This window comes from Siphonobacter sp. SORGH_AS_1065, assembly GCF_030818595.1.
Taxonomy (GTDB): Bacteria; Bacteroidota; Bacteroidia; order Cytophagales; family Spirosomataceae; genus Siphonobacter.
In genome coordinates, this window is sequence record NZ_JAUTAM010000004.1 from 2,018,501 (window position 1) to 2,045,289 (window position 26,789).

The 26,789-nt window shown below is 45.3% G+C and carries 21 protein-coding genes; 6 read left to right on the top strand and 15 right to left on the bottom strand.

What is annotated here, in order from left to right; all coding sequences use genetic code 11:
- Window positions 1–3,024 (bottom strand): glycoside hydrolase family 3 N-terminal domain-containing protein, encoded by a 3,024-nt coding sequence (locus QE390_RS09090; protein WP_307141918.1) that lies wholly within the window; start codon window positions 3,022–3,024, stop codon window positions 1–3.
- Between the two features lie 218 nt (window positions 3,025–3,242).
- On the opposite strand from QE390_RS09090, the gene mutL reads away from it, so the two are divergent.
- The 5 genes from mutL (at window position 3,243) to QE390_RS09115 (ending at window position 8,219) form a co-directional block, all read left to right on the top strand.
- On the top strand, window positions 3,243–5,306 hold the full coding sequence (mutL, locus tag QE390_RS09095; protein WP_307141919.1) for a DNA mismatch repair endonuclease MutL: 2,064 nt from the start codon (window positions 3,243–3,245) through the stop codon (window positions 5,304–5,306).
- A 325-nt stretch (window positions 5,307–5,631) separates the two neighbouring features.
- Entirely contained in the window at window positions 5,632–5,814 is a 183-nt protein-coding gene (locus QE390_RS09100; protein ID WP_307141920.1) for a hypothetical protein, read from the top strand.
- 129 nt (window positions 5,815–5,943) lie between these two features.
- Entirely contained in the window at window positions 5,944–6,486 is a 543-nt protein-coding gene (locus tag QE390_RS09105) for a hypothetical protein (RefSeq protein WP_307141921.1), read from the top strand.
- A 191-nt stretch (window positions 6,487–6,677) separates the two neighbouring features.
- Complete coding sequence (ubiE, locus tag QE390_RS09110) at window positions 6,678–7,409, top strand: bifunctional demethylmenaquinone methyltransferase/2-methoxy-6-polyprenyl-1,4-benzoquinol methylase UbiE (protein ID WP_255400697.1); 732 nt, start codon at window positions 6,678–6,680, stop codon at window positions 7,407–7,409.
- A 6-nt stretch (window positions 7,410–7,415) separates the two neighbouring features.
- Window positions 7,416–8,219, top strand: coding sequence for a porin family protein (locus tag QE390_RS09115; RefSeq protein ID WP_307141922.1), 804 nt, complete (start codon window positions 7,416–7,418; stop codon window positions 8,217–8,219).
- Between the two features lie 79 nt (window positions 8,220–8,298).
- On the opposite strand, the gene ftsZ is transcribed toward QE390_RS09115, so the two are convergent.
- The 8 genes from ftsZ to QE390_RS09155 all read right to left on the bottom strand — a co-directional run bounded on the left by ftsZ (window position 8,299) and on the right by QE390_RS09155 (window position 18,474).
- The gene (gene ftsZ / locus QE390_RS09120; protein WP_307141923.1) at window positions 8,299–9,783 is read right to left on the bottom strand and encodes a cell division protein FtsZ; all 1,485 of its coding nucleotides are present in this window, start codon (window positions 9,781–9,783) and stop codon (window positions 8,299–8,301) included.
- 160 nt (window positions 9,784–9,943) lie between these two features.
- The gene (gene ftsA / locus QE390_RS09125) at window positions 9,944–11,494 is read right to left on the bottom strand and encodes a cell division protein FtsA (protein WP_307141924.1); all 1,551 of its coding nucleotides are present in this window, start codon (window positions 11,492–11,494) and stop codon (window positions 9,944–9,946) included.
- A gap of 251 nt (window positions 11,495–11,745) precedes the next feature.
- Window positions 11,746–12,495, bottom strand: coding sequence for a cell division protein FtsQ/DivIB (locus QE390_RS09130; protein ID WP_307141925.1), 750 nt, complete (start codon window positions 12,493–12,495; stop codon window positions 11,746–11,748).
- A 155-nt stretch (window positions 12,496–12,650) separates the two neighbouring features.
- Window positions 12,651–14,057, bottom strand: coding sequence for a UDP-N-acetylmuramate--L-alanine ligase (murC, locus tag QE390_RS09135; protein WP_307141926.1), 1,407 nt, complete (start codon window positions 14,055–14,057; stop codon window positions 12,651–12,653).
- Between the two features lie 105 nt (window positions 14,058–14,162).
- The gene (gene murG, locus QE390_RS09140; RefSeq protein WP_307141927.1) at window positions 14,163–15,266 is read right to left on the bottom strand and encodes an undecaprenyldiphospho-muramoylpentapeptide beta-N-acetylglucosaminyltransferase; all 1,104 of its coding nucleotides are present in this window, start codon (window positions 15,264–15,266) and stop codon (window positions 14,163–14,165) included.
- 113 nt (window positions 15,267–15,379) lie between these two features.
- Window positions 15,380–16,609, bottom strand: a complete 1,230-nt coding sequence (locus QE390_RS09145) for an FtsW/RodA/SpoVE family cell cycle protein (RefSeq protein ID WP_106636669.1) — start codon at window positions 16,607–16,609, stop codon at window positions 15,380–15,382.
- 138 nt (window positions 16,610–16,747) lie between these two features.
- Window positions 16,748–17,548 (bottom strand): serine O-acetyltransferase, encoded by an 801-nt coding sequence (locus tag QE390_RS09150; RefSeq protein ID WP_106636670.1) that lies wholly within the window; start codon window positions 17,546–17,548, stop codon window positions 16,748–16,750.
- Between the two features lie 80 nt (window positions 17,549–17,628).
- Window positions 17,629–18,474, bottom strand: a complete 846-nt coding sequence (locus QE390_RS09155; protein ID WP_307141928.1) for a hypothetical protein — start codon at window positions 18,472–18,474, stop codon at window positions 17,629–17,631.
- A gap of 41 nt (window positions 18,475–18,515) precedes the next feature.
- On the opposite strand from QE390_RS09155, the gene QE390_RS09160 reads away from it, so the two are divergent.
- Window positions 18,516–19,694, top strand: coding sequence for an AI-2E family transporter (locus tag QE390_RS09160; RefSeq protein WP_307141929.1), 1,179 nt, complete (start codon window positions 18,516–18,518; stop codon window positions 19,692–19,694).
- On the opposite strand, the gene QE390_RS09165 is transcribed toward QE390_RS09160, so the two are convergent.
- The 6 genes from QE390_RS09165 to QE390_RS09190 form a co-directional block, all read right to left on the bottom strand.
- Window positions 19,684–20,307 carry an LON peptidase substrate-binding domain-containing protein gene (locus QE390_RS09165; RefSeq protein WP_106636673.1) on the bottom strand — a complete coding sequence of 208 codons (624 nt, stop codon included), beginning with the start codon at window positions 20,305–20,307 and terminating at the stop codon, window positions 19,684–19,686. The two genes, QE390_RS09160 and QE390_RS09165, sit on opposite strands and share 11 nt — an antisense overlap.
- Before the next feature lie 53 nt (window positions 20,308–20,360).
- On the bottom strand, window positions 20,361–20,825 hold the full coding sequence (locus tag QE390_RS09170) for a gliding motility lipoprotein GldH (RefSeq protein ID WP_307141930.1): 465 nt from the start codon (window positions 20,823–20,825) through the stop codon (window positions 20,361–20,363).
- Between the two features lie 42 nt (window positions 20,826–20,867).
- Complete coding sequence (locus QE390_RS09175; protein ID WP_106636675.1) at window positions 20,868–22,073, bottom strand: regulatory iron-sulfur-containing complex subunit RicT; 1,206 nt, start codon at window positions 22,071–22,073, stop codon at window positions 20,868–20,870.
- Window positions 22,074–22,161: 88 nt separating this feature from the next.
- Entirely contained in the window at window positions 22,162–23,439 is a 1,278-nt protein-coding gene (gene purD / locus QE390_RS09180; protein WP_307141931.1) for a phosphoribosylamine--glycine ligase, read from the bottom strand.
- A gap of 102 nt (window positions 23,440–23,541) precedes the next feature.
- The gene (locus QE390_RS09185; protein WP_106636880.1) at window positions 23,542–25,851 is read right to left on the bottom strand and encodes a RecQ family ATP-dependent DNA helicase; all 2,310 of its coding nucleotides are present in this window, start codon (window positions 25,849–25,851) and stop codon (window positions 23,542–23,544) included.
- Between the two features lie 187 nt (window positions 25,852–26,038).
- Window positions 26,039–26,512: a DUF4293 family protein gene (locus QE390_RS09190; protein WP_106636676.1), complete on the bottom strand. Its 474-nt coding sequence runs from the start codon at window positions 26,510–26,512 to the stop codon at window positions 26,039–26,041.
- Between the last annotated feature and the right edge of the window lie 277 nt (window positions 26,513–26,789).

Here is a 26,789-nt window from a genome sequence, read left to right on the forward strand (position 1 = left end):
TTATTTCTGCGAAAGCGTCGTTTTTTCGATGGCCTCATAAGCCGCATCCATAATCCGGCGACGGATGCGAAGGCTGGTAATGAGGTTATTATTCGCATTAGGATGCACCCGATTGGAGAGAAATATAACGACTAGTTCCTGAGCCGGATCAGCCCAAACGAGTGTACCCGTAAAACCGGAGTGTCCGAAACTGCGATTGGATGCGTACGAAGAAATATAGGCATTCCCATTCCCATCGGGGTTTCGATCCCAGCCCAGGCCACGGTAACTGCGTAGGGTATAGTTGTAGGAAAACATCGGAACCGTGTTGGGCAGGAAATAGCGGCGACCTCCGTAATATCCATTTTGCAGGTTCATCTGCATCAAAATGGCGAGATCATTGGCGGTACTGAACAAACCCGCGTGACCGGAAACACCGCCCTGAATGGCGGCATTCTGATCGTGAACGGTGCCGCGAAGAAGCGTCTCCCGAAAAACCCGATCATCTTCGGTTGGAGCAATTTTCCAGTCAATGACTCCGTGCATCAACGGACTGAAGAGGGTATTATACATGCCCAGCGGCTCGTAAAAATTCTGCTGTACAAATGCATCAAGGGGCTGATTAGAAATTTTTTCAACCAGACGACGCAGCATAATCAGACCCAAATCCGAGTAAATGTATTTGTATCGACCACTGCGATCCCGCTGAGTAGTCATGGGGCTTTGCACGACCCATTTCCAGACGGAATCAATGGTGGCGGGTTTGGTCCACAGGTCGCGGGCAACCATTAAGGTATAGTTCAGCGTATCAACCCGTAAATCAAAATCAGGACTAAAAATGCCTTCGGGTTTCGTTTTTTCCCAGAAAGGTAAATACGCCAGCAAGCCTGACTGGTGCATTAATACGTCGCGAACGATGAGGTTTTCTTTCGTCGTCCCTTTCAAATCAGGCAGGTAATACGAAAGCTTTTGATTTAAATCCAGATCCCCGTTTTCGTTCAGCAGCATAAGGGCTTGCAGGGTCGCTGCCACTTTAGTGACGGACGCGAGATCGTATAGCGTGGTGTCTCGCACGGGTTCGAACGGCGTGAGAGCGTAGGTGAGTTTTCCGTAATTTTTTTCCCAAACGACCCGGCCTTTTCGAGCGATCACCACCTGCCCGCCGGGAAAAGCCCCCTTTCGGATGGACTCGTTCATAATGTTATCAATCGTCTGAAGCTTGCCACTATTCATGCCTACCTCCTCCGGTAGGCCATAGGTAAGTCGCCCGATGGCCTGCGTCGTTAATCCATGCCCAACCGGGAAAAGTCCTTCCACCGAAACGGGTAACTTACCCAGGGCGGGTAAAGCTCCGAACACTACTTCTGCGGTGGCTTTCTGAGCGAAGGGATCGCCTTCATAACCGCAGAGTAAGGTAGGCACTTCCGGGAAATTTTTCAGGCTATAAGGGTTACCAAACGCACAAACAATAACCTGATTACCTCGCTTGACTAGTTTCTTCACAAAGTCAACAGAAGCCCAGGATACGCCGTAATTCTGAGCTACTTTCTGCCGCATTTCGTGCAGACTCACAATCACAACCTCACTGGAATCAAGCTTGCTAAGCATTTCGGCGTAAAAACGTTCGTCGGTTTTGGTGCCGTTGGTATAACACTTCACGTTGGCATATTTACGTAAGGTGTTCTGAAAAACGTTGTTTTCGCTTTCACCCACCGCAACCGCACTAATTTTCAAAGTATCTAACTGAACCAGCGGTACCAGCTTTCGGTCATTTTTAACCAGCGTGATGGCATTTTCGTACAAGCGTTCCCGTAGGGCTTCCGACTGCGGCGTTTTCAATTCCTTCACCAGGTTTTTGTCCACAGGAATGGTCTGGAAAGGAACGAGTCCGGCGTTGTATTTGGCGTAAAGAATTTTCTGAACGCGGCGATTAATCTCGTCTTCCGTAATCTGTCCGCTGGTAATAGCCTGCTTGATTTTCACAATGGAAGCACCCACACTTTCTGGTTGTAACAAAAGATCATTACCCGCCAGTAGGGCCTGTAAATTGGCATCGGGAGCTGGTTTTCCTTTCGTAACACCCCGCATGTTCATGGCATCGGTAACGACTAAGCCATTGAATTTGAGCTGGTTTTTTAGTAAATCAGTTACAATAGGAGCAGAGAGCGTAGAAGCAATAGGCCGGGATTCATACGCCGGAACTTCCAGGTGAGCTACCAGAATGCTGGCAACCCCATCGTCAATCAAAGCTTTAAAAGGCGGTAATTCAAACTGATTCAGACGAGTCTGATCGTGCCCAACCTTGGGTAAGGTGCGGTGCGAATCGGTCTGCGTATCGCCGTGACCAGGAAAGTGTTTGGCACAAGCCAGTACACCTGCCGCCTGCAATCCCCGGGCATACGCTTTCCCTTTTTCGGCAACGTTATTCGGATCTTCTCCGAAGGAACGATACCCGATAATCGGATTAAGGGGGTTAGAATTTACATCTACCACCGGAGCAAAATTCATCTGAACGCCAATGCGTTTGCACTGACGACCAATTTCCATGCCCATGTCATAGATCAGGTTATTATCCTGAATCGCTCCGAGCGTCATCTGGTGCGGAAAAGAGGTGCCCAGAGCTAACCGCATGCCCAGCCCATTCTCAGCATCCAGAGAGACCAGTAGAGGTACTTTGGAAAGGTTCTGGTAACGATTGCTCAGCTCCGCCTGCGAGTAAGGATCGCCCTGAAAGAAAATGACGCCACCGATATGATAAGCCTTAATCAATCGATCAATGCTGGTATAATACGATTCATAACGATTGGAGTAAGTCCCAATCACAAAAAACTGGCCGATTTTTTCGTCCAGGTTCATGCCGGCAAGCGTACTATCTACCCACAACTGAGCCGCAGAAACTTTGGTGACATCCGCGTTCGAGCGAACTTCATGGGTAGAGTCGGCAAGCGTTACTTCACTAAAACTAGAGGTATCTATCGGAGATTTCCAGGCTGTCAGAGCCAGCAGGCCACACATTCCCAGAAAAACTAACTTATTCTTCAACATCCTGATCATCAATACGTACTACGAGAACGCGAAATTATCTCTAAACAATTGCATCAAAACATATATATTTAAAAAAATAGGCTCGCTTTTCCGGGGGATTTGGGCGAAATTCGCGTTCCTACATTATCCAACACGCCCGGTTTAGAATTTATTCAGATTCTTACCGAAGAAATAAGTTTAAATCGGAATTCGTTTTTATAGACTCCGAACACACTTTCATGCAAGATATTATTCAACTCCTACCCGACTCCATTGCGAATCAGATTGCGGCTGGCGAGGTCGTTCAGCGACCGGCTTCGGTGGTGAAGGAGTTGCTTGAAAATTCCATTGATGCCCAGGCTACGCAGATTCAACTGCTGGTAAAAGACGCAGGGCGAACGCTGATTCAGGTCATTGATAACGGGCTTGGCATGTCAGAAACCGATGCCCGTATGTGTTTTGAGCGACATGCGACTTCTAAAATTCGCACGGCTGAAGACCTTTTCAAAATTCGTACCATGGGTTTTCGCGGTGAAGCCATGGCTTCCATCGCTGCCGTGGCTCAGGTAGAGTTACGGACGCGTCGGGAAGCCGACGAATTGGGAACACACCTGAAAATTGAAGCTTCTGAACTCAAACTCCATGAACCCTGCCAGACGCTGACGGGGACGAATATTTGCGTAAAGAATTTATTTTTTAACGTTCCGGCTCGACGTAACTTTCTGAAATCCAATCCTGTTGAAATGCGTCATATTCTCGACGAATTTCAACGCGTAGCTCTTTCGTACCCTGATGTAACCTTTACGCTGCATCACGGGGAAACGGAAGTGTATAACTTACCTGCCGGGAAAATGTCCCGACGGATTGTTGATTTATTCGGAAAAAATTACCGTGAGCAACTGGCCGATACCCGCGAAGAAACACCCTTTGTGAAGGTGAGCGGATTTATTGGTAAGCCTGAGTTTGCCAAAAAGGTGAGGGGAGAGCAGTTTTTCTTCGTGAACCAGCGGTTCATCCGTCATGCTTATTTACACCACGCCGTTCTGAGTGGTTTTGAAGGACTGATTCCCGATGGAAGCCATCCGTTTTATGTTTTAAATATTGAAATTGATCCGGCCCATATTGATATTAACGTTCACCCCACAAAAACAGAAATTAAGTTTGATGATGAACGTTCGGTCTATGCCATCGTTCGGGCGGCGGTGAAACGGGCGACGGGAGTGTACGGACTTGCTCCGGCAATTGATTTCGAGATGGACGTAAATTTGCTGAGCCCGGCAAAGTCACTTTCGTTTGAGAAAAAAGATTACGCCGTTCATTTCGAAGCCTCTGCTAATGAAAATCGGAAGGTAACTGACGAGGAAAATGAGCATTCTCCCCGTGATACCTACCACGCTCGATCGGCGGCTCCGAAGCGGAATATTAACAGTTGGGAAAAGCTATTTGAAGGACTGGAAGGCCCGGTCAAAAATGAACGTCACAGTATTTTTGACCTTCCCGAAGAGGTATTACCTACGGTGAAACCTTTCACGCCGCCCGTTTCCGAAGAAGCAGAAACATTGCCAGCGACGTCTAGCATTACCTTTCAGAGTAAAGCTAATCGCATCCAGACGGAGGAAACTTTTCCGGAAGAATCGCCTACGCCAGAATCTGAACCGCAGGAAACGGTTAGCTTAGGACAGACATTTAGTTCGAAAGCCATTCCATCCAAAGCATCAGCGAAACCTTCTTTGCTGGATTACGAACGAATGCTGTTTCAGGTACATAACCGCTACGTACTCTCGCAGGTAAAGTCAGGATTAATGGTCATTGATCAGAAAGCGGCTTATGAACGCATTCTGTACGATAAATACCGGGTTTCGCTGGATAAACGTAACGCGGCTTCCCAGCAGCTATTATTCCCGAAAACGGTTAGTCTAAATCCCGTTGATTTTCAGTTGGTGCTTGAAATTGAGCACGAGATTAAAGCACTGGGTTTTGACTTTGCGGAGATTGGTAAAGATGCTTTTATCCTTTATGGCATTCCGGCGGATGTCACGGATGAAAACGAAGAGGACTTATTCGAAGGACTATTGTCTCAGTTTCGTCAGCATTACTCAGAATTGAAATTGGATCGCCCCGAAGCATTGGCTCGTTCGTTTGCCAAACGTTCGGCGGCTCGTTACTTAACCCGACTATCAGCGGAAGAAATGAGTGCTCTGGTTGATCAGTTATTTGCATCCAGTAATCCGTCTTACACACCCAGCGGCGACCCTACTTTTACGATTTTAGGCTTGGATAAAATCGCGGGATTATTACGGTAATACATTACCTGTCAAATATTTACAAAAGACCTCTTTGCCAAAAGAGGTCTTTTTTTAGGTATATGTAAAAGGTTAAAAGTCCGAAGAGTAGTTTCAGACAACAATGTAGAGACGCGATGTCGCCTCTGGGTAAGAGGTGATTTTTAGTAGTAGCTAACCCCACCACCCAAATGTTGATCCACGACGCAATCGTGGATGCTGGAAAAAGTGTTTTTAACGCTTTAGCGTCGCAGACGCTATTCCCAAAATCCGCGTTGAAAACGCGGACTAACTATTTCTAAAAACTTAAAACCCCAGGGGGGGGGAACTTATGTATTAGCCCCGGGTGACAACCCGGGGATGGCTATGTATTAACTCCGGTCTGGATGGACCCGGTCTGGATGGACCCGGTCTGGATGGACCCGGTCTGGATGGACCCGGTCTGGATGGACCCGGTCTGGATGGACCCGGTCTGGATGATAACCCAGAGCATTTTGATGATGATAATCTGCGAAATTCTCAGAAGTAAGTCTTACAAAGAAAATAGGAAACATTAAATCTTATTATTTGCAACTATGTTGCAAATAATGAATATATTTGTCTTCAGAATTGAGAAGCAACTCCAGAAGGCTGGAGCATCTGTAAAAATGACAAAGGCATGAAACGTACGTATTGGCTTTATCTTCCTTTATTGGCACTGGTCACTTTATCTTCCTGTAAAAAAGATAACAAAGATCCAGAACCCGATGAAAATGAGTTGATTACTACTGTAGAATTAACGCTAAAGGCAGGTAATGAAACAGCAAAGGTATTTACCTGGAATGATCCCGATGGTGATGGTGGTAATGCTCCGGTTATTACTCCCATCAGTTTAGATAAGGGCAAAACCTATACCTATTCGCTGCGATTCCTGGATGAATCAAAATCACCGATAGAAGATATTACTGAAGAAATTCAGGAGAAAAAAGATGAACACCTGGTAATTTTTACACCTACACCCTCCAGCTTATTAACGGTTACGATTACCGATAAAGACAGCAAAAACCTGAATGTCGGTTTAGCCGGAACGATTCAGACGCAGTCTTCTGCTGGTACTGGAAAACTAAAGATACAATTGCGTCACCAACCCGGAACTAAAGACGGCACTGCTACGCCAGGTTCGGATGATGCAAATATTGATTTTGATGTGGAAATCAAATAATCAGAATGATTGGCACGAACCCTTAAGGTTCTGATTAAAAACGTTAGAAACAGCGGCTTCTCTGGGGCTGCTGTTTTTTTGTTTCGAAGCGTATTCATTAACCGTCAAAACGTACCTTTGTCGAACTTTCTTATTGAATAGATCGTATACTTTTAGTACCGAAGCCTGTGATTTTCAGGCTCTATAAAATTTTGACTGACGTGGTCTTACCGTATAAAGAAGAACAGAATAGCAGTAAAAAGGAACAGGTTGCCAAAATGTTCGATAACATTTCGCACCGCTATGATTTCCTGAATCACTTTCTGAGCATGGGTATTGATATTCTCTGGCGGAAAAAAGCAATTCGCTTATTGAAAGCCGAGAAACCTCAAACCATTCTTGATATTGCGACCGGAACGGGTGATTTTGCTCTGGAGGCCCTGGCTCTGAAGCCTAAAAAAATTATCGGTGTTGATATTTCGGAAGGAATGTTGGCTCATGGCCGTGAGAAGATCAAGAAGATGGGGCTTGAAGGAATCATTGAGTTGCAGAAAGGAGATTCAGAAAAGCTTCCCTTCTCGGACAATTCCTTTGATGCGGTGATCGTTTCATTCGGAGTACGGAATTTCGAGAATCTTGAAAAAGGCCTGACGGACATGAACCGCGTGTTAAAACCGGGCGGAACCTGCGTGGTTCTGGAGTTTTCTAAACCCCGTGGTTTTTTCTTTAAGCATTTGTATAGTTTTTATTCCAACCGTATTCTGCCGGTAATTGGCTCCTGGTTTTCCAAAGACAATTCAGCGTATACGTATTTACCCGAGTCTGTTCAGGCTTTTCCCGATGGCGATGATTTCCTGGCCGTTTACAAAAAGGCAGGGTTTAGTCAGACCCGGGCGATTCCATTAACCTTCGGCATCAGTTCCATTTATATCGGTAAGAAATAGTAACGTATGAAGCGTAAGCTACAAGCGAATAACTTTTTGAAGTCAACGGATGTCCAATCTGTGGTTTTATACATCAGTAAAGCCGTACCCAATCCTCAGAAGCTTCCGCTCTGGATTGCTCTGTTGGGGTGTACGCTAATGGTTCAGAAAACCTTCGCTCAGAATACGCTTTACAAGCGGAAGCACCTGGAGTTTTATGACGACAAAATGGTGCATTACGGTTTCTTTTTTGGCGTACCGAATACACGTTTTCAAATTAAACATAACGAGGCTTATAATAGCCCTCCTCAGGATTCAATCCGTTCGATGAATACACCCAACTCGATTGGCTTTCGAATGGGTTTCCTGATGAACGTTTACATGAGCCCCCGGCTGGATTTTCGTTTTTCACCCTTAACGATTTCCATTTACAGCCGTCCGGTTGACTATACGTTTGTTAGTGGGAAGGAACAGGAACTCATTCGGGAATCGACTTGGGTTGAGTTTCCGTTTATGTTAAAGTATAAATCCATTCGTCGGGGGAATACACGAATGTATGCGGTAGCCGGGTTTCGGGCGGGGCTGGAAGCCAACGTGCGGAGAAAACAGAATATCAACCGGGGTAATGGACAAATGTCAACGAAGTCGGCTGATTTTGCTGTGGAATATGGAGTAGGGTTGGAACGCTTTTTCGAATACTTCAAATTTACGCCGGAGTTACATTTCTCGCATGGCATTGCCAATATGATTCAGCCCAGTAATTCCATTTATAACGCCGGAATCCGCCGCATGACTACGCATACCGTAACACTTTACCTGATGTTCGAATAAGAGCTGTTAAAAAAAAGCCATACAAAAAAGACCCCTCAGAAAGCTTTCTGAGGGGTCTTTTTTGTATGGCTTTTGATGACTAATCGTTCAGATTGTAATGATTAACTTTTTCACCTCGTAAAATAACGGCCAGATCAGCCAGAGGGATATTTTGCCGAATGTACGCGGGCGTTTCCAGATCCGTTTCCCAACCCTGATCGTGATGATCCAGTTTGGTAATGAATTCCTGAATCATGCGGGCATTCGTAACCGAAGTATCTTCTTCCCGCCAGATTTCCTTTTCCAGCGTCTTTACGTCTTCTTCCAGCGTAGTGGGTTCGGGAAACTCGAAAATGGTTTCCGCTTCCGTCAGGGCTTCACTTTCGGCTTCGGTTGAACCAGCAGTAACGGGATTATTAAAAGAAGCCTGAGGGGTTTTATCCTGTAAGTAACTTCCGTAGCCGTACGAAGGTGAACTATTGGTAATGGGTGTAGCTGGCTTGGCAGAGCTACCCTGCGAACTACCTGGCGTCGATGGACGTGACGCAGGTTGTTGAATCAAAGGCTCATCAATGGGACGCTGATAAACCGAGTTGCCGGGTAAATCAAAACCTGCCGCAATGATGGTGAAACGCATGGCTTTACCCAGGCTTTCATCAGGGATAGGGCTGATTTTCAGCAGTCGGGCTTTTCCTCCAATTTTATCCTCAATGTACTTCGTAATAGCCTTCTGCTCCATCATCCGCATCGGATTGTCTTTGCTATACGAAATGGTAATCAGGATGCGTTTCGCACCTTTGATATCGCGATTATCAAGCAAAGGTGAACTTAACGCTTCTTCTACGCAGGTGACGGCACGATCTTCTCCTTCGGCACTGTACAGACCAATTACGGCTTGTCCGGCACCTTTGAGGATCGTTTTCACGTCATTCATATCGGAGTTGATCTTACCAGACTTGGTAACGATCTCAGAGATACAGCGAGCGGCGTTGGCTAAGACGTCATCGGCTTTTGCGTAGGCGTCGTCAACGGTCATGTCAGGATACAGCTCAAGTAATTTTTCGTTAAGAATCACTACTACCGTATCGCAATACTTTTGCAGTTCACGAATCCCTTCGCGAGCCTGCTCAATTTTATCTTCTCCTTCATCATCAAAAGGAGCCGTAACAATGGCTACTGTCAGGATGTTCAGATCATTGGCAATACGGGCAATAACCGGAGCGGCTCCCGTACCGGTGCCTCCGCCCATACCCGCAGTAATGAATAACATCTCGGTGTTATCTTCGAGTACTTTCCGAATTTCGGCTTCACTTTCTTCTGCTGCTGCCCGACCCTGAGCGGCATCCATACCAGCTCCAATTCCTTTTTGGTTAACCGTTTGATTACCCAATTGAATTTTATAGTCAATAGGACTTTCGTCGAGAGACTGACGGTCGGTATTACAAACAATGAAGTCTACGTCTCCAATATTTTGGTTAAACATGTGACGGACTGCATTACAGCCACCACCGCCTACACCAAAAACTTTGATGTACGAACGAAAGTGCTTAACGGAGCTAAAGGAATAATTATGGTCAAGAAGCATATTTTAAGGTTGGTTACGTAAAACTGAGTAAGGCAGACTCAGTTTCGTACTAAGTTAGCTTGAGGACTTATAGTAAAAATGAGTATAAGCTTAGGTATAAAGTATAGGTGGGGAAAAAGAGAAACTCAAACGGCTTATAAATGGGCCGTTTGAGTTTTTATTATACTGTTTTGGGTTCCCAGCTATCAGGTCGCTGGCCACCCCTTGATTCAAATTCGTCTCTGAAAATGGCTTTATACCAGGAATTCAGGTCCATTCGTAAACGCCACCATTTCCACTCCTGCTCGTTTTCTGGCTGATCCTGCTCTTTCGAGGGTTCCTGAGGGGCTACGGGTTCAGGCGTTTGGGGTCTGGGTGGGTTGGGATAACTACCACCACCATTGGAGTACCCGCCATTGTTCGTGCCGTTATTAGCTGGTTGTGGGCTATGATGCTGGCTCGTAGAGTAGGTATGTGGAATATGCTGAACCGGAGGCTGGACAGGACTTGGCACTGACACCAGCGATTCATACAATTCATCACGAGGATCGAGTGAACGGAAGCCTAAACGAACCAGACCCAGAGCCGTCGCATACGACAGGTTATTGGTTGCCTCCGGTTTCTGTTTATTGAAACCCTGATTAGGCCGGCCTACCTGTACGTGCATACCGGTAACTGAGCGGAATACGTCCTGAATACTATCCAGACGTGCACCACCACCCGTTAATACTATACCCGTTTTAATTTTGCGTTCGTAACCTGCGTGGCGAACCACAGCTGCTACGAACGTAGCAATATCTTTTACGCGAGCCTCAATAATGACGGCTACGTTTTTCAGAGATACATTTTTGGGAGGAAGGCTTTCCAGTACATTCGGTACGGCAACGACCTCATTGATGCGAACTTCTTTGTGCGTGGCTGTTCCAAATCGTAACTTCAGATCTTCCGCTACGTTTTCTGAAACGTCACAACCCACTTCAATATCCTTCGTGATGGATTTACCACCAACGGGGAATGAAGCTACGTAACGAACGAGTTCGCCCTGAACAATAACCACGTCGGTTTTACCGGCTCCAATGTCCACCAGAACGGCTCCGTGCTCTTTTTCCTCATCGCTCAGAACGGCCATAGTAGAGGCCAGAGAAGACAGGTAAACGTTTTTGGGAGGAACGTGTAAGCCCGCCCAGTCCAAACTTTTCAGTAAGGTACTGAGGGGTTTTAAGGGCATGGTAATCACCTGAAATTTACCCCGCAGGTGCGTTCCCGTTACCCCAACAATGTGATAATGTTCTTCCGAGTCGCCGTCAACGCTGTATTCCTGAGGTAGTACGTGGAGAATAGCTGAGCCATCAATTTTGGTACGGCCTACACTACCCAGCAAACGTTGTAAATCGTCATGACGAACCTCATCTCCCTCCGATACGTAATCGCGGGAAATATCGCTGACTTTAGGTATACAGGTAACCTGATGACTGGCTACACTGATGAAATATTGATTGGGAGTAACACCAGCCTGCTCAATAGCCTCGGCTAATGCTTTCTTTATAAACTTACTGACAAAATCAGGGTTAAGGATAGCTCCTTTGGTGACAAGATTTTTGAATTTCTTGTCCTTGAACTCAACCCGACTTACGCCACGTACGTCCAGCTTGTCGTCGTGATCTTTCTGACCGATCACCACGCAGACTTTTGTCGTTCCTACATCAATCCCGCAAACAATCTTTTTCTCCATACGGCACAGCTTTAGGGTTGATTGGTGATAGTATTCATCAACTTAGCCTAACTATTATTGGTATCCATAAAAGGATGTAAATCCGATTATAGTTTAAAGTAATAAAAAAAATCGGGCATTGACTAGTAGAAAGCTTTCCTTATTACTCAGAAATAAGAAAATAGTTGCCTAAAAGACAGACCACTAAAATAAAAAAGCTTTCTAAAATTAGTCAAAATAAATTTACTACTAGCAAATATTAGCAAAGCCTTCTAAGGGGTGGCTGTTGCGAGGCTGTCTGCTGTTGCCCGCGTGCAGACTACCTGATTTTTATATTTTACGCTTACTCTGGAAAAGCTATTCCAGCCCCGTAAGGGTAAAATATTCCGGAAGAATAAATTTATCTTCTGGAATTTAATGTCTCTTGAACTTGCTGAGCCAAATTCAATGGGCGTATCACCTACTTGCGGCCACATCGTAATTTCACCCTTTTGGTCTACCTCGACCCATTCAATCTGGGCTTTCCACAGAGAATCCTGATCAATGGCTCTGACCAGGTTCAGAAGAGCCGTGTCCTGACGAGCCTGTAAATGATTTTTTCGATCAAAATAAGGACCCGAAATTAATAACACACGAGCTGTATATCGCTCCGACAAAGGCATAAAACGACCTTCTTCGTTCAAATACTTATCTAAGCCGTTGTCCGGTAAATCAGGCTGAACCAGGCGGGCAACGGGCCGATGCGTTTCTACGCGTACTTCTAGCCAACCCCGCAGGTTTCGGGAAATCTGGCAGTCTTTTACTAAAGGACTAGATTCTACCCGATTTTCCAGAAAGTTCAGATCAATCTGATCGAACGGTCTTCCTTCCAGCGGCTTTTTGCCTGACTCTGATAATAAATTACGTATATCCTGCTGTGCTAACAAAGGCAATTGCTTCTGCTCATCATTGAACACAATACTAACCTTTTTACAGGATTGGGAAGCATACCATTTTTCGGCGAAAATCACCAGAAGAACCATAACTATGATTCCCAAAACAGCCTTCACCCAGTTTCTTAACCGAAAGATAGAAAACTTCTCCAAGTCCTTAGGGCCTGATTTTCAAAATTTATCGTGCGGTGCAGCGATTAGGCCCTTTCGGGCGTTTGCTGACCTTTATTTCAATGAGAAATAGATCATTTCCCGGTAATCTGACCTTCCAGATAGAATCGTATGGGGTCAATCAGGGTATCTATATCTCCCGCTCCAATCGTTACCAGAATTTCAATCGGAAGAGTCTTCAGTACCTCTAAAACATTGTCTTTCTGACAACGAATTTTTTCAGCACTGGAGATCTTTTCAAAGATAATTTCCGAGGTAATACCAGGAATGGGTAACTCCCGGGCTGGATAAATATCGAGCAATACAACCCGGTCTGCCAGCGATAACGATTCGGCGAAACCTTCCTGAAAATCCCGGGTACGAGTGAATAGGTGTGGCTGGAAAATGGCAGTCACGTTTTTCCCCGGATATAATGCCTTTACTGATTTCAGAAACGCATCCACTTCCGTAGGATGGTGGGCATAATCGTCAATGTAAACGGCTTCAGGATGCTGTAAATGATATTCGAATCTTCGTTTTACGCCCCGGTACGAATTAATACCCTTCCGAATCTCTTCCGGGGAAAGCCCAGCTTTTAAACAAACGGCAAAAGCCGCTACTGCGTTTTCGGCATTATGAAAACCAGGTACCAGCAGGGCAATGTCTTCACAAATTCCTTCTGGATAAACAATTGAGAACTTGAACCGATTGTCAGCGATTCGACAGTTTTCAACGTGAAAGGCTCCGGCCTCGAAACTGTATGTACGAATCTGAGCCCTGGTTTGATTGCTCAGCGACAAACCATTTCTCAAAAATAAAGTCCCTTCGGGCTTAATCTGACTTACAAAATCACCAAAAGACTTTAACACTTCTTCGCCGGAGCCGTAAATATCCAGGTGATCCGCATCCGTTGAGGTAACGATTGCCAGATCGGGATGGAGTGTTAAGAAACTACGATCAAACTCATCCGCCTCCACCACGCACAAAACGTCGCGTAAATGTTCAGTGGGGTCGTTTAGTAAAAAATTAGTATGGTAATTCTGGGTTATTCCACCTAAAAAAGCTGCTACATTTCGTCCGCTATGCTTCAGAATATGAGCAACCATAGAAGAAGTGGTCGTCTTTCCGTGCGTTCCTGCTACGGCAATCAGGAACATTTCTTCGGTTAATAAACCCAGTACCTGCGAACGCTTCAAAATGGTAAATCCATGTTCGCGGAAATAGGCCCACTCGGTATGATCCTTAGGAATAGCGGGCGTTAATACTACCAGCGTATCTTCTGAATTTCTATAGGTATCGTCAATTTGCGAAACGTCGTCCGTAAAATGAATGGCAATGCCTTCCTGCTCTAAAGTGGCCGTAAGTCGGGTCGCTGTTTTATCGTAACCCGCTACCTGGTAGCCATTTACATGGAACCACCGGGCGATGGCACTCATTCCAATTCCTCCAATACCGAGGAAGTAAATAGACTTATACGAGCGAATCGGCTTAGACTGGGTCATGTAATGAACTGAAATAACCTTTAAAAGAGACTCTGAGATTTAGTTTTTGTTTACACTAATTTAAAAAAAAACTCAAAGTACTGATTAACAGATAGGTAATAGAATTTATTGAGAAAATAACTTCAAAACTTCCTGAGCGATTTGCCTGGCAGCCTGCGGTTTAGCGAGCGTTTTAATGCGGTGGCTCATGATCTGAAGTTTTTCGGGATTCTTTACGAGCTCCAGCGTTGTGGGAATCAGGGTTTGACGAGCTTCGGAGTCTTTCACCAGAAGACCCGCATTTTCCCGAACCAGAGCTAGAGCATTTTGGGTTTGATGATCTTCAGCGGCAGTTGGTAAGGGAACAAAGATGGCTGGTTTTCCTACCAGACATAACTCTGAAATAGATAACGCCCCTGCTCGTGAAATGACTACACTCGAAGCAGCATAAGCGTAAGGCATCTGGTTGATAAAATCAGAAACCCAGATGCGGTTTGAACCGATAGACTTGACCCGTTGTCGGGCCTGGTCGATGTATAACTTGCCGGTTTGCCAGATAATTTGATACCCCGCCGAGAGTAATTGCTCCAGCCCGGCATCAATGCTCTCATTGATCGTACGGGCTCCCTGGCTGCCGCCAATGATTAATAACGTAGGAACCTGTGGAGAGAGGCCTGCAAAATACTCCCAAACCTTCGGATCGTCTGAAGAAATACTACCAATATCGCTTCGTACCGGATTTCCCGTCATAACCAGTTTGTCAGCCTGGAAAAACGATTGCATCGAAGGGTAGGCTACACAGATTTTACTGGCTTTTTTGGCCAGAAATTTATTGGTAATCCCTGCGTATGAATTTTGCTCCTGAATCAGGTAAGGGATACCAGCCATACTGGCGGCCAGCAATAACGGACCACTGGCATAACCGCCGACCCCAACGGCAGCATTAGGCTTGAAATCCCGGATAATCTGACGTGCAGCCAGAAGGCTTTTCGCTAATTTCAGTGGAAAACCAAGGTTAGCAATCGGATTTGAACGATTGATTCCCGCAATATCCAACCCCACAATCTGGTAACCTGCCTGCGGCACTTTTTCCATTTCCATGCGGCCATTCGCTCCGACGAAAAGAATTTCTGTCGAGGGATCATTCTCCTTTAAAGCGTTGGCAATAGCAATGGCCGGGAAAATATGCCCGCCTGTTCCACCTCCACTGATGATGATGCGTTTTGACACGTCGTTTAACTGCTAATAATTACTAAAAAAAGACTTATTGATAATAGATAATCGTTCAGCCTCAGTAAAATTCTCACAAAAAAACAACGTGACGCCTGATAAGTCAATAGGAATTAAGCGGCAAGAGCTTCTTTTCCAATGACTTTTGCTGAATTCGCTTCTGCCGCTTCCCGACTAACGCTTAAAATAGCTCCGATGGAGATACCCGTAAAGAGGAGCGAAGAGCCACCCCAACTAATCAGTGGAAGGTTTTGACCCGTTACCGGAATGAGCTGGACGGATACGGCCATGTGTACCAACGCCTGTATGACCAAACTGAAGGCAAGACCCGCCGCCAGAAAATAACCAAAGGCCTGGCCACTTTCAATCTCTGCTTTTTTCAGCTTTCGGAATGCCACGTATCGAACGCTGCGATACAGTAAAAACAGATAAAGTATTAGCGTGAAAACGCCGCCCAGAAAGCCCCATTCTTCAATCAGAATGGCATAAGCAAAATCCGAGTAAGCCTGCGTCATAAAGTTTCTCTGAAGACTGTTACCGAGGCCACGACCTACCCAGCCGCCCGAAGCCACAGCAACCAGACTGTATTCTTCCTGCGAATCAATGCGACGATCTTCGGGGGTCAGACGCTCGGGAGGCCTGATTTTCTGAATCATTTGAGACACCACGTTGGTCGGACGACTAAAACGGCCTTCCCAGGTTGTTCCCCGGGAACCCAACGCATACGCGACACCAAGGGCAATCGCTCCAGCTAGGGTGAGGTAAAATAGGTAACGAAGGGGTACTTGGCCAATGAACATTAATAACCAGCAGGGAGCCATCAATAACAAGGCCGCACTACCGGAGTTCAGGGCTAGTAAAAAACTTAGGAATCCGCTCCAGAAAATGGGGGGGACGAACACCAATGGGTCCCGATAATTTGCCTTTAAACGCTTGGCTAGCATGGAAGCCAGATTCGCAATTAGAGCGAATTTGGCTAAATCGGAAGGCATGAAACCCGAAAAAAACGGAATAGGCAAAGCCCGCTTGGCTCCCCCACTTTCAATGCCCCAGAATTGCACCAGAATTAACAACAGAACGGAGAGATACAGCAAAAATCTGGAAAGGCCGGAATACATACCAAAGGGGAGGCGATGGCAAACCAGAATGATTCCCAAACAAAGGGTTAAACTCCCTAAATGTTTGAATAAGAATGACTCTCGACCGGGAAGGTGTTGAAACGCATAGGTTCCCCGGGCGGAAAAAACGACGATAGTACCAATGGCCAGCAGGGCAAATACAATGTTCCAGATGGCACGGTCACCTTCCAGACGAAAAAAAGCACGGATTCGTTCGAGTGTCATAAGTACTACAGAGGAAGGCTGAATGATGATTTGTTTACAAATGTAAATTATTTACAATTGGAAATAAAAATATAATGTATAAAAAAAGCTTCAACCTTGAATTTCACAAGATTGAAGCAAAAAATAGGTAGAAATGTTTTAGCCCTTGATTAATACCTGTTCCTGATGGTAAATCTTCGTGTAAGGTTTAATGCTATGGGTTAACCAGACATTACCTCCCACAATGCTATGATGGCCAATCACGGTTTCGCCGCCCAGAATTGTCGCACCGGAATAGATAACTACGTCGTTTTCAACCGTTGGATGGCGTTTTTGGGAAGCCAGTTCTTTACTTACGCTTAATGCTCCAAGGGTAACGCCCTGATATAACTTTACATTTCTGCCGATTACGGTCGTTTCTCCAATCACGATGCCGGTGCCGTGGTCGATGAAAAGATATTCATCAATTTCGGCGGAAGGGTGAATGTCGATACCCGTGCGGGAGTGGGCAAATTCCGTTAATACCCGAGGTAACAGCGGAATATTCAGATCATAAAATGCATGAGCAATGCGATAAAAAGCAACCGCATAGAAGCCAGGATAAGCCCGTACGATTTCGTATTCGCTCGTGGCAGCCGGATCTCCTGAAAGAATCGCTGAAACATCGGTGCGGAGCAAATGATAAATTTCTGGAATCTTCTCGATAAACTGAGCGGACACATTCGACGGAGAATCAGGCAAATGACTGTGCATGGATTGAAGCATATCCGTTAAATCCCTTTCCAGGCGGATGAAAGCTTCTCCCAGTTTATCGACTGAGTGATAATGAATCTTGGTTTGTTCGGGAAACAGTAGCAGAATCAGGCGGGTAACTAAACGGGCTACCGCTGACGTAGGCGGAAACGAATCCGTAGTAGAGTGAATCTTATGCAAAGTTTCCAGAAAGTCGCGGGGTAACATGTAAAGCTCGTTTATACAAGTGTAGCAATCAATAACTTTTGAAATCTATTAGACTATTCTAAAACGCATGAATAGGTTCCTTAGCGTCGGGTTATTTTGTAGATTTTACCTTTTTCATTCGTAACTAATAAATCATGATTGGTTACGAAAACCAGTGCTTCTACCTGACCACGTCCAATTTTCAGACACGAAAGTGGATGTTTAAAATCAATTTTTTTCTCTTCAATCGCAAAGAAAAATACTTTTCCGTAGGTAAGCACTGCGAACGTTTGCTGGTCAGGACTGATATCGGCGGCCGTAATCATTCCATTCAGTCGAATGCTGTCTTTGAGTACTGCCGTATAATCACCCGCCCGGGCGGGTAGAGTATAAAGTTTGGAGGTAGGTTTTCCCCAGTTTTTGGAAAAGAGATACAAGCTGTCGTTGGCAAAGAAAAAAGCTTCGCAGTCAAAGTTTTTTTCGGACTTCTGCGGCGGAAAATCCTTTTGGTCAGGGTAATGGTATGTGATTTTTTCAGCTTTAGTTGAGGAATGAGAATCGGAGACTTTATAAATGCATAAATCCTTACGCGTGTTGGTATTATTACCCGTATCACCGATGTAAATATTTCCCTGCGGGTCACGACTCAGTTCCTCCCAGTCTTTGTTCTGAAGATCGGGTAGAGCCCATGTGTAGAGTAAATTACCTACCGAATCTACCTCATAGAGTTCAGGTTTTCCGCCAGAATCATTATGCGTCCAGAATGTGGGTTTACCCGAAGCCGTTGCCAGACCGGAATTTTCATTAGCCACGGCTGGCATATGGCCTACCTGCTCGATGCGATACTGTCGTTTGGCTCGCGAGAATCCATGGCGATGGCGGTCGGGCTGGCAGGAGCAAAGACTCGTTTTTAACCCAAAAAGAAACAAAAACAATTTTGTAAGCATACCTAAAATAAGAGTTCAACCTTTTGAAGTACGAATGTACTATGAATTCAGAATCTACTTTCCCTTATCCGATTCGATTAGCCGCTAGTCTGATTTGCGTCTTACTGATTATCTACGGGTTATACGCCCTGCAAGGCATCGTTACGCTGATGCTGTATTCGCTGCTACTGGCGATGTTACTCTTTCCCTTATGCCGTAAGCTGGAAAGCTGGAAACTGCCACGGGTCGCGGCCATTTTCGTTTGTCTGGTAGTACTGATCGGTGTACTGGCCGGAATCGTCTGGCTGGTTTCCATGCAGATGGCTAATTTTACAGACGATTTCCCCAAGTTTCAGGATAAAATGAATGCGGTGATTGATCGGGCTCAACGCATGGCTGACGATCAGTTTGGACTGGATAAAACGCGTCAGAATAACGAAATCAAACGGATTACGAATGACGTCTTGCACAACAGCGGAAGCTACATCGGTACGTTTCTATCTTCAACGACTTCAACCCTGGCCGATTTATCACTCGTTCCCATTTTCGTTTTCTTTATTCTTTTATATCGCGATTTCTTCCGAAGCTTTCTCTATAAGCTTTTTTCCAAAACCCGTCGCCATCGTCTGGATGATGTCCTGGGAAAAATTTATGTGGTGGTGCAGGGCTATCTAACGGGTTTGGTACTGGTAATTGGCATCGTCGCAGGATTGAATACGGCTGGGTTACTAATTCTCGGCATTGACTACGCCTGGTTCTTTGGAACGTTAGCAGCGGTGCTATTATTAATTCCGTATATCGGTATTTTGGTAGGCTCATTACTACCCACCATTTATGCCCTGGTCACCAAGGATTCTCCCATGTATGCCGTTGGCGTTATTGGGGTCTTTAGCTTCGTGCAAATTCTGGAAGGGAACTTCATTACGCCCAACGTAGTCGGTTCGAAGGTAAGCGTTAATCCGCTGGCAGCGATGGTCGTATTGATTATGGGGGGGCAGTTATGGGGAATTTCAGGACTGGTATTAGCCTTGCCGGTAACGGCTATTATGAAGGTCATTTGTGATCACGTAGACGGGCTGAAACCTTACGGTTTTCTGCTGGGAGACCCAGAATACAGCCGGGAATTAAAACCAACGACCCGGTTACCCACACTAGACAGTTTGCGAAAACGAAAAGACAAAGTAGAAAAAGCTCTGGCTAACGAAGAGCAACCTCAAAATCAGGAAGATACTAGAAATTAAGCGGATCAAAATTTTTAAAATGGCCGTTCAGCCGGATGCGTTCTTTGGTTCGTTCCAGTTCGTCCATAATCGGCATAATGCGGTTTAAATGCCGAAGAATGAATTCCTGACGGGCTACTTCCGAAGGTATTTGAATAAGCTGGTATTCTTCGGCAATGGACAATCCGATTTTGTGACCAATTTGAAAAGAAAAATTGAGCGGAAGCTGATCGAACTCAAAGGAAAGTTGCAGGTGATGGTATAATTCCCTCAGGCGTTCAACCAGGCCGGGAAGGATAACGTGGTTGGGCATGGCCTGCAAAAACTCAACTTCGCCGCCTGCGTACAGTTTGTCCTGAACCGGATTTTGAAACGTAGTAATTCTGAAAACGTCAAGTCCCTGCGTTTGAATGTCCATCCGGCCATCGTCGTATTGCTTTACCAGTTGAACGATTTGGATTGAAGTGCCATAATGCATCACATGATTCGGCAGATAAACCGGAATTCCGAAGGGCTGATTCGAAGCGAGGCATTCGCTAATGAGCTGAATATATCTTGGCTCAAAAATGTGCAGATTTAACGCTTCGCCCGGAAAAGCGACCAGATTCAGGGGAAATAACGGAAGGAAAGGCATAGGTTCAGGGTACGGGGCTTGGGTGGACAAAGGAAGTGAACCTTTCCTGAATTTCAGGGATTGGTTTCTACGGTAAGTCCCACATTCTGAATTTCAGGCAGTGGATCCTGACGCATGTACTGTTCTACCTTAAATGTGTACGAACCCGCTTTGGGGAAACGTAAGTTTTTGATAGCTAAAAACTTATGGTCATAAATATCTCCCAATCCGTTTCCGGTCGGTTTGCCCGTCGTCGGATTTGCCAGTATTAACTCATCCAGATTATGTTCAATCGTTTTTCCATCAGGCCCCGTCAGTGTACGGGTAACGTAAAGGTTGTAATAGGGATAGGATTTTGTATTACGAAGGTTATAGTACAGGTTATAAGTCTTCGTAGTATCCTTAATTTCAAAGGTAAAGCTAGGAACCGTCTTAATGGGCCATTTCGCGTCCTGTAGATCAATATTGTCCTTGAAAACGGCATTCGTTTCACAGGCAGTCAAGGAGACCAGAGCGAGAAAAAAGAGAAAGATTCGCATAAGAATGAAAGTCCCGGAGACGATTCATCTCCGGGAGCAAAATCATTTTTGAGAACGTCCCTGATTGGAGTTACCTCCGCCACCAGAACGCTTTTTCTTATTTTTAGGAGCAGGACGATTCTGTGCCTGGAATTTCTTATCCATTCGCACCAGATCGCTATTAATGCCCGAGGATTTGGGTTCGGCCACTGGTATTAATTCCAGTTCTTCAAAATTGGCTGGAATAATTCCACGGTTATTCAAAGCTACAATTTTCATTACCTGCGGAATGGCAACCGGATACCAGTTGTCATCGCCCCGGAAGCTAAACCACATGATCTTACGGAAAATATCCGTTTTAATCAGATTGGCTTCGCCTTTCTGAACTCTTAACGGCGTTTCCAGCGTAGGAATATCCCGCAGAGCGTCGATGTAGGTCTCCAGCTCATAGTTGAGACAACATTTTAACCGTCCGCACTGACCGGAAAGTTTAACTGGATTGAGCGAAAGGTTCTGATAACGAGCAGCTGAGGTAGTTACGTTTTTGAAATCTGTCAACCACGTAGAGCAGCAGAGTTCCCGACCACAAACGCCAATACCACCGATACGAGCGGCTTCCTGACGCAGACTGATCTGCTTCATTTCAATCCGCACCTTGAACTCACTAGCCAGAACTTTAATAAGCTCCCGAAAGTCTACGCGTTCATCCGAAGAGTAATAAAACGTAGCTTTCGTTCCGTCAGCCTGAAACTCCACATCCGATAACTTCATGTTGAGTTTCAGCTCTTTCACAATCTCGCGGGCCCGGTACATTGTAGGCAAATCACGAGCAACACTCTGCTCATGTTTTTCGATATCCTTTGGGGTAGCCTTGCGGTACACCTGACGAATCTCGGGGTCTTTAATGCCTCGTTTGACAATCTGTAAACGAACCAGCTCGCCCTGAAGCGAAACAAAACCCAGGTGATGACCGCTTTGCATTTCAACTACTACCGGATCGCCCGTGTAGAGTTCAACCTGAGCCGTATTACGGAAATATTCCTTCCGACCCCCTTTGAACTTCACTTCAACCAGGTTACTCCGTTGATTCATTGGCAAACCTAAGCCCGGAGCTTCCATATCCGACAGCCAGTCGAATACGTTCATTTTATTACAGCCACCCGTTCCACAGGCTCCATTGTTTTGACAACCTGATACGGAAGTGGCATCTTTATTCCCCTTGGTACGGATGCTTCCACAGCCACCCGTTCCACATGATGCACATCCCATTTTTGTATGTAGAATTTTTGAATGATAGAAAGTTTGAACGCGACTCCCGAGAGAGCTTTCATTCATTCAGGTATTCTACCATCCAAAATTATAAAAGATCGAGGCCGATGTCCCGTCGGAAGTACTTGCCTTCGTATTGAACCGCAGCCGCCGCCATTTGCGAACGCTGGCGGGCTTCAGCAATGGACGTGCCCAGAGCCGTAACGGCCAGTACACGACCACCATTAGTTACTACCGCACCCGTTTCGGAATGCTTGGTTCCGGCGTGGAAAATAGTAGTATAATTTTGTTTTTCAGGTACTTGGATAATGTCACCCTTTCCATATTCACCCGGGTAACCACCCGCTACAACAACGGTAGTAACGGCTGTTTTGTTGGAAACGGCGAAGTTTACATATTTCAATTTGCCTTCTGCAGCGGCTTTTAAAATCACCAGCAGATCTGAATCAATCCGGGGTAACACTACTTCCGTTTCCGGATCGCCCATGCGGCAGTTATACTCAATGACGTAAGGGTCTCCATTAACGTTCATCAGACCAATAAAAATAAAGCCAACGTAACGAATCCCTTCCGCTTTCAGTCCAGCCATGGTAGGACGAACAATTCGTTCCTCTACTTTTTTCTGGAAAGCATCGTCTGAGAAAGGTACGGGAGAAACGGCCCCCATGCCTCCGGTATTAGGGCCCGTGTCGCCTTCACCAATGCGTTTATAATCTTTGGCCTCGGGCAGAATATGGTAATGTTCGCCATCGGTCAACACGAATACCGACAACTCGATTCCGTGCAGGTATTCTTCGATTACTACTTTGTGAGAAGCGTCACCAAACTTGGCTTCCACGAGCATCTCGCGGAGCGTAGTCTGAGCTTCTGCTACGTCAGCAGCAATGATAACGCCTTTGCCAGCAGCTAAGCCATCGGCTTTCAGAACCAGCGGAAACTGTTGTTGGGTGATATAGTCTAGCCCTTCTTCCAGCGTTTCTTTCACGAAAGTCCGTGAAGCTGCCGTTGGAATCTGGTTCTTAACCATGAAGTTTTTAGAAAAATCTTTCGATCCCTCTAATTGAGCCCCTTTACTATCAGGACCCAGTACTAACACTTTTTTGAGGTCTTCACGACTCTCAAAATAATCTCGGATGCCCCGAACCAGCGGTTCTTCGGGACCCACAATCACCAGTGAGATATTGTTTTCGAGAACAGCAGCAGCAATGGCTTCAAAGTCATTGACACCGATGGATAAATTGGTTGCTAATTGAGCCGTCCCGGCGTTTCCGGGAGCGACAAATAACTTTTGACACAAAGGACTCTGGGCGATTTTCCAGGCAAAAGCGTGCTCGCGGCCGCCAGATCCTACGATGAGAATGTTCATCGGATAATTTTATTGCTGCTGTTGTTAATAACTTAGACCGAAGCCCAACTCATCAGAAGCGTTAACGTAAATATGTAAAAATGAACAGAAAACAAGATCAGATTAATGACCTAACTCGCTGTGGAATTTGATACGCATCAACCGAAGTTCTTCTTCTGAATATTCGCCGCTTAACTCTTGTAAGGCTACACTCATCGAATCGGTTTCGGCACTCATGAAGTACTCATAAATCTCATCCTGACGATCATCATCCATTAACTGATTAATGTAATAATCCAGATTGAGCTTCGTACCTGAATAACAGATGTGCTCGATTTCCTCAATCAGCTCCGTCATGCCGAGGTCTTTAGCCTCTGCAATTTCTTCCAGATTGATTTTTCGGTCAATTTGCTGAATAATGAAAATCTTAACTTTCGACTTGTTCGTGGTAGTCTTTACTACTACTTCGGTTGCCGTTTCGATTTCATTTTCTTCAACGTATCGGGTAATGACTTCAATGAACTGCTTTCCGAATTTGACGGCCTTACCCATGCCTACGCCCGTAATCTGAGCTAACTCCTGAACGGTAGAAGGATAGGTAGTGGCCATTTCCTCCATCGAAGGATCCTGGAAAATTACATACGGAGGAATGTTCTTTTCCTTGGCAATCTTCTTTCGAAGATTTTTAAGCATCTCAAAAAGAGCTTCGTCGTAAGCTTTCGCATTCGAGCTAATCTCTTCCTTGTCGTCTTCTTTCTCTTCGGGCTGATGGGTGTAATCGTGATCTTTCGATAAAGAAACGACATAGGGAGCTTCCAGGAACTGAATCGCTTTTTCGCTGATTTTTAGAGTTCCGTAATTCTCGATGTCTTTATCCAGAAAACCTAAAATCGTTAGTTGCTTGATAATCGAATGCCAGAACTCGGGCGTTTGCAGGCCGTCGTCTTTTTTATCCGTAGCCTTCGTTTTCGCTTTTACGATTACGTTACCGTCTTCGTCTTCTTCTTCGGCATCATCATCGTCCTGATCGTTCTCGTAACCCAGCTTGTATTTGCCTTTGCCGAAAACGTCCAGCTTATTATGGCCGTGGCTAACGACATAAGGATTTTCAACGCCTAGTAATATATCCGCAATGTGGTTACAGTCGAATCGACTCCCCGTCAGTTGAACGGCCTTCAGAATCCATTCCACCTCATCCTGCATTTTGAATTTTGGCGTAGGTTTCAGGCAGTTATCGCAGAAACCGCAATCTTTGGGGAAGTATTCACCAAAATAACCCAGTAACTGACGACGGCGGCAGAGCCCGATGTTTGAGTAACTCACCATCTCCATTAACAGAGCTTTGGCGTTATCTCGTTCCGTAACGGGTTTGTCTTTGTTGAATTTATCCAGCTTGACGATATCGTCGTAGCTATAGAACATCACGCAGTTACCCTCCAGTCCGTCGCGACCAGCCCGACCCGTTTCCTGGTAATAGCCCTCGAGGGATTTAGGAGCGTCGTAGTGAAGAACAAACCGAACGTCTGGCTTGTCAATGCCCATGCCGAAAGCAATCGTTGCGACAATGACTTCCGCTTCTTCGTTCAAAAAGGCATCCTGGTTACCCATCCGCGTGTGCGGATCGAGTCCGGCATGATAGGGCAGGGCTTTTACGCCGTTTACGTTCAGTAACTCCGCAATTTCTTCAACTGTCTTCCGGCTCAGGCAATAAATAATGCCCGATTTCCCAGCCTGACTCTTGATGTATTTAATCAATTGCTTGTTAACATCCTTCGTCTTCGGGCGGATTTCGTAGTATAAGTTTTTCCGGTTAAAAGAAGACTTAAAAACGCAGGCATCCTCCATTTGCAGGTTCTTGATAACATCCTGCTGAACTTTGGGCGTCGCCGTAGCGGTCAAAGCAATGAGTGGTAATTCCGGGTTTATCGTCTCAACGATGTGCCGAATCCGGCGATATTCAGGTCGGAAATCATGCCCCCACTCCGAGATACAGTGAGCTTCATCAATGGCAACAAAGGAAATATTAGCTTTTTGTAAAAAAGCCAAGTTTTCTTCCTTCGTCAGCGATTCAGGAGCTACGTATAGAAGTTTTATTTCGCCATTCAGTACATCCTTTTTGACTTGAGTCATTTCAGATTTACTGAGCGTAGAGTTTAGAAATTGAGCATTTACCCCCACCGCATTAAGCTGATCGACCTGATTTTTCATCAAAGCAATCAATGGAGAGATAATAACCGCAGTTCCTTCACTAACGACGGCTGGTAGCTGGTAACACATGGACTTACCAGCCCCGGTAGGCATAATAACGAAGGTATGGTTTCCTGCCAGGAGATTACAAATAATGTCTTCCTGCTCACCCCGGAACTGTGAGAAGCCGAAAACCTCTTTCAACTTCGTCTTGAGGGTTTCCTTCAACGACGCATCAACGAGCATGGCCATTCGTACTTTTCTTCAACATCAATTGATGGTTAGATGCTATTAAGGGGAAATATATCCTGACGCTATACGTCGGGAATCAGAATTGAAATTAATAAAAAAACTCTGGACAGACCCAAAATCTTTTTCTATTAGGAAAGAAAATGAGGCAGTAAAGCCTTACGCCTCGTCAGTAATTGACTTACTAGCGAAGACGTTCGAAGGCATCTTTCACTTTTCTTTCATCAATTCGGATGAAGCGATTGGCTGCTACATTGGCAAGAAGAGCCACAGCAATGGCAAAAAAGCCTATTTTAAAGCTACCGGGCGTTTCAGGATTAAATAAGCCATTTGCTTTAATGTGAGATTCGTATGTAGAAAGACCCAGCAGGGCAATCATTACCAATGTATTTACCAGATTCAAGAGCATTTGCCGAACGCGGTTCGTAAACTGAACCAGCGAAAACAAAGCCAGACCCGCCGCAAGAATGGCTAAAGCCGCTAGATACCACTTGGATTCTTCTACAACCTGACTTGCTGCGTTGGTATAAGTTAGAGAAAAAGCACTTAAAGTAGCGGACTGTCCTCCGACGGTTTTTTCCCAAACGGGAAAACCAAGAAACAGACCCATAGAAACAATAATCAGAGCTAGAAATAAAGTTTGGGGACGTTGAAGCATATACTTTTCAAATGGGAGTTATTAAACATCGATAAAGGATCATCACAAAAACCTCCCAACTCGCTTAGGTGATGAGTGTGTAAAGTTAAATGGAGAATTAATGAAATGACTAGTATCAAAGTTAAATAGATTTTTTAAAAATATTTTCAAGAAATAAGTTATTGATTTTTAGATATTTATTGGCTTGAGAAATAACTTGAGTAAAAAAAACCGTAACTTTTTTTACTCTACTCTTGACAAACCCCTTTTTTCGAGCGTACATTTGCATTCCCAAACG

Coding starts and splice junctions, on each gene's coding strand:
- QE390_RS09090 (WP_307141918.1), bottom strand. CDS start 3,024: ATGTTGAAGAATAAGTTAGTTTTTCTGGGAATGTGTGGCCTGCTGGCT.
- mutL (WP_307141919.1), top strand. CDS start 3,243: ATGCAAGATATTATTCAACTCCTACCCGACTCCATTGCGAATCAGATT.
- QE390_RS09105 (WP_307141921.1), top strand. CDS start 5,944: ATGAAACGTACGTATTGGCTTTATCTTCCTTTATTGGCACTGGTCACT.
- QE390_RS09115 (WP_307141922.1), top strand. CDS start 7,416: ATGAAGCGTAAGCTACAAGCGAATAACTTTTTGAAGTCAACGGATGTC.
- ftsZ (WP_307141923.1), bottom strand. CDS start 9,783: ATGCTTCTTGACCATAATTATTCCTTTAGCTCCGTTAAGCACTTTCGT.
- ftsA (WP_307141924.1), bottom strand. CDS start 11,494: ATGGAGAAAAAGATTGTTTGCGGGATTGATGTAGGAACGACAAAAGTC.
- QE390_RS09130 (WP_307141925.1), bottom strand. CDS start 12,495: ATGGTTCTTCTGGTGATTTTCGCCGAAAAATGGTATGCTTCCCAATCC.
- murC (WP_307141926.1), bottom strand. CDS start 14,057: ATGACCCAGTCTAAGCCGATTCGCTCGTATAAGTCTATTTACTTCCTC.
- QE390_RS09145 (WP_106636669.1), bottom strand. CDS start 16,609: ATGACACTCGAACGAATCCGTGCTTTTTTTCGTCTGGAAGGTGACCGT.
- QE390_RS09150 (WP_106636670.1), bottom strand. CDS start 17,548: ATGTTACCCCGCGACTTTCTGGAAACTTTGCATAAGATTCACTCTACT.
- QE390_RS09155 (WP_307141928.1), bottom strand. CDS start 18,474: ATGCTTACAAAATTGTTTTTGTTTCTTTTTGGGTTAAAAACGAGTCTT.
- QE390_RS09160 (WP_307141929.1), top strand. CDS start 18,516: ATGAATTCAGAATCTACTTTCCCTTATCCGATTCGATTAGCCGCTAGT.
- QE390_RS09165 (WP_106636673.1), bottom strand. CDS start 20,307: ATGCCTTTCCTTCCGTTATTTCCCCTGAATCTGGTCGCTTTTCCGGGC.
- QE390_RS09170 (WP_307141930.1), bottom strand. CDS start 20,825: ATGCGAATCTTTCTCTTTTTTCTCGCTCTGGTCTCCTTGACTGCCTGT.
- QE390_RS09175 (WP_106636675.1), bottom strand. CDS start 22,073: ATGGGATGTGCATCATGTGGAACGGGTGGCTGTGGAAGCATCCGTACC.
- purD (WP_307141931.1), bottom strand. CDS start 23,439: ATGAACATTCTCATCGTAGGATCTGGCGGCCGCGAGCACGCTTTTGCC.
- QE390_RS09185 (WP_106636880.1), bottom strand. CDS start 25,851: ATGCTCGTTGATGCGTCGTTGAAGGAAACCCTCAAGACGAAGTTGAAA.
- QE390_RS09190 (WP_106636676.1), bottom strand. CDS start 26,512: ATGCTTCAACGTCCCCAAACTTTATTTCTAGCTCTGATTATTGTTTCT.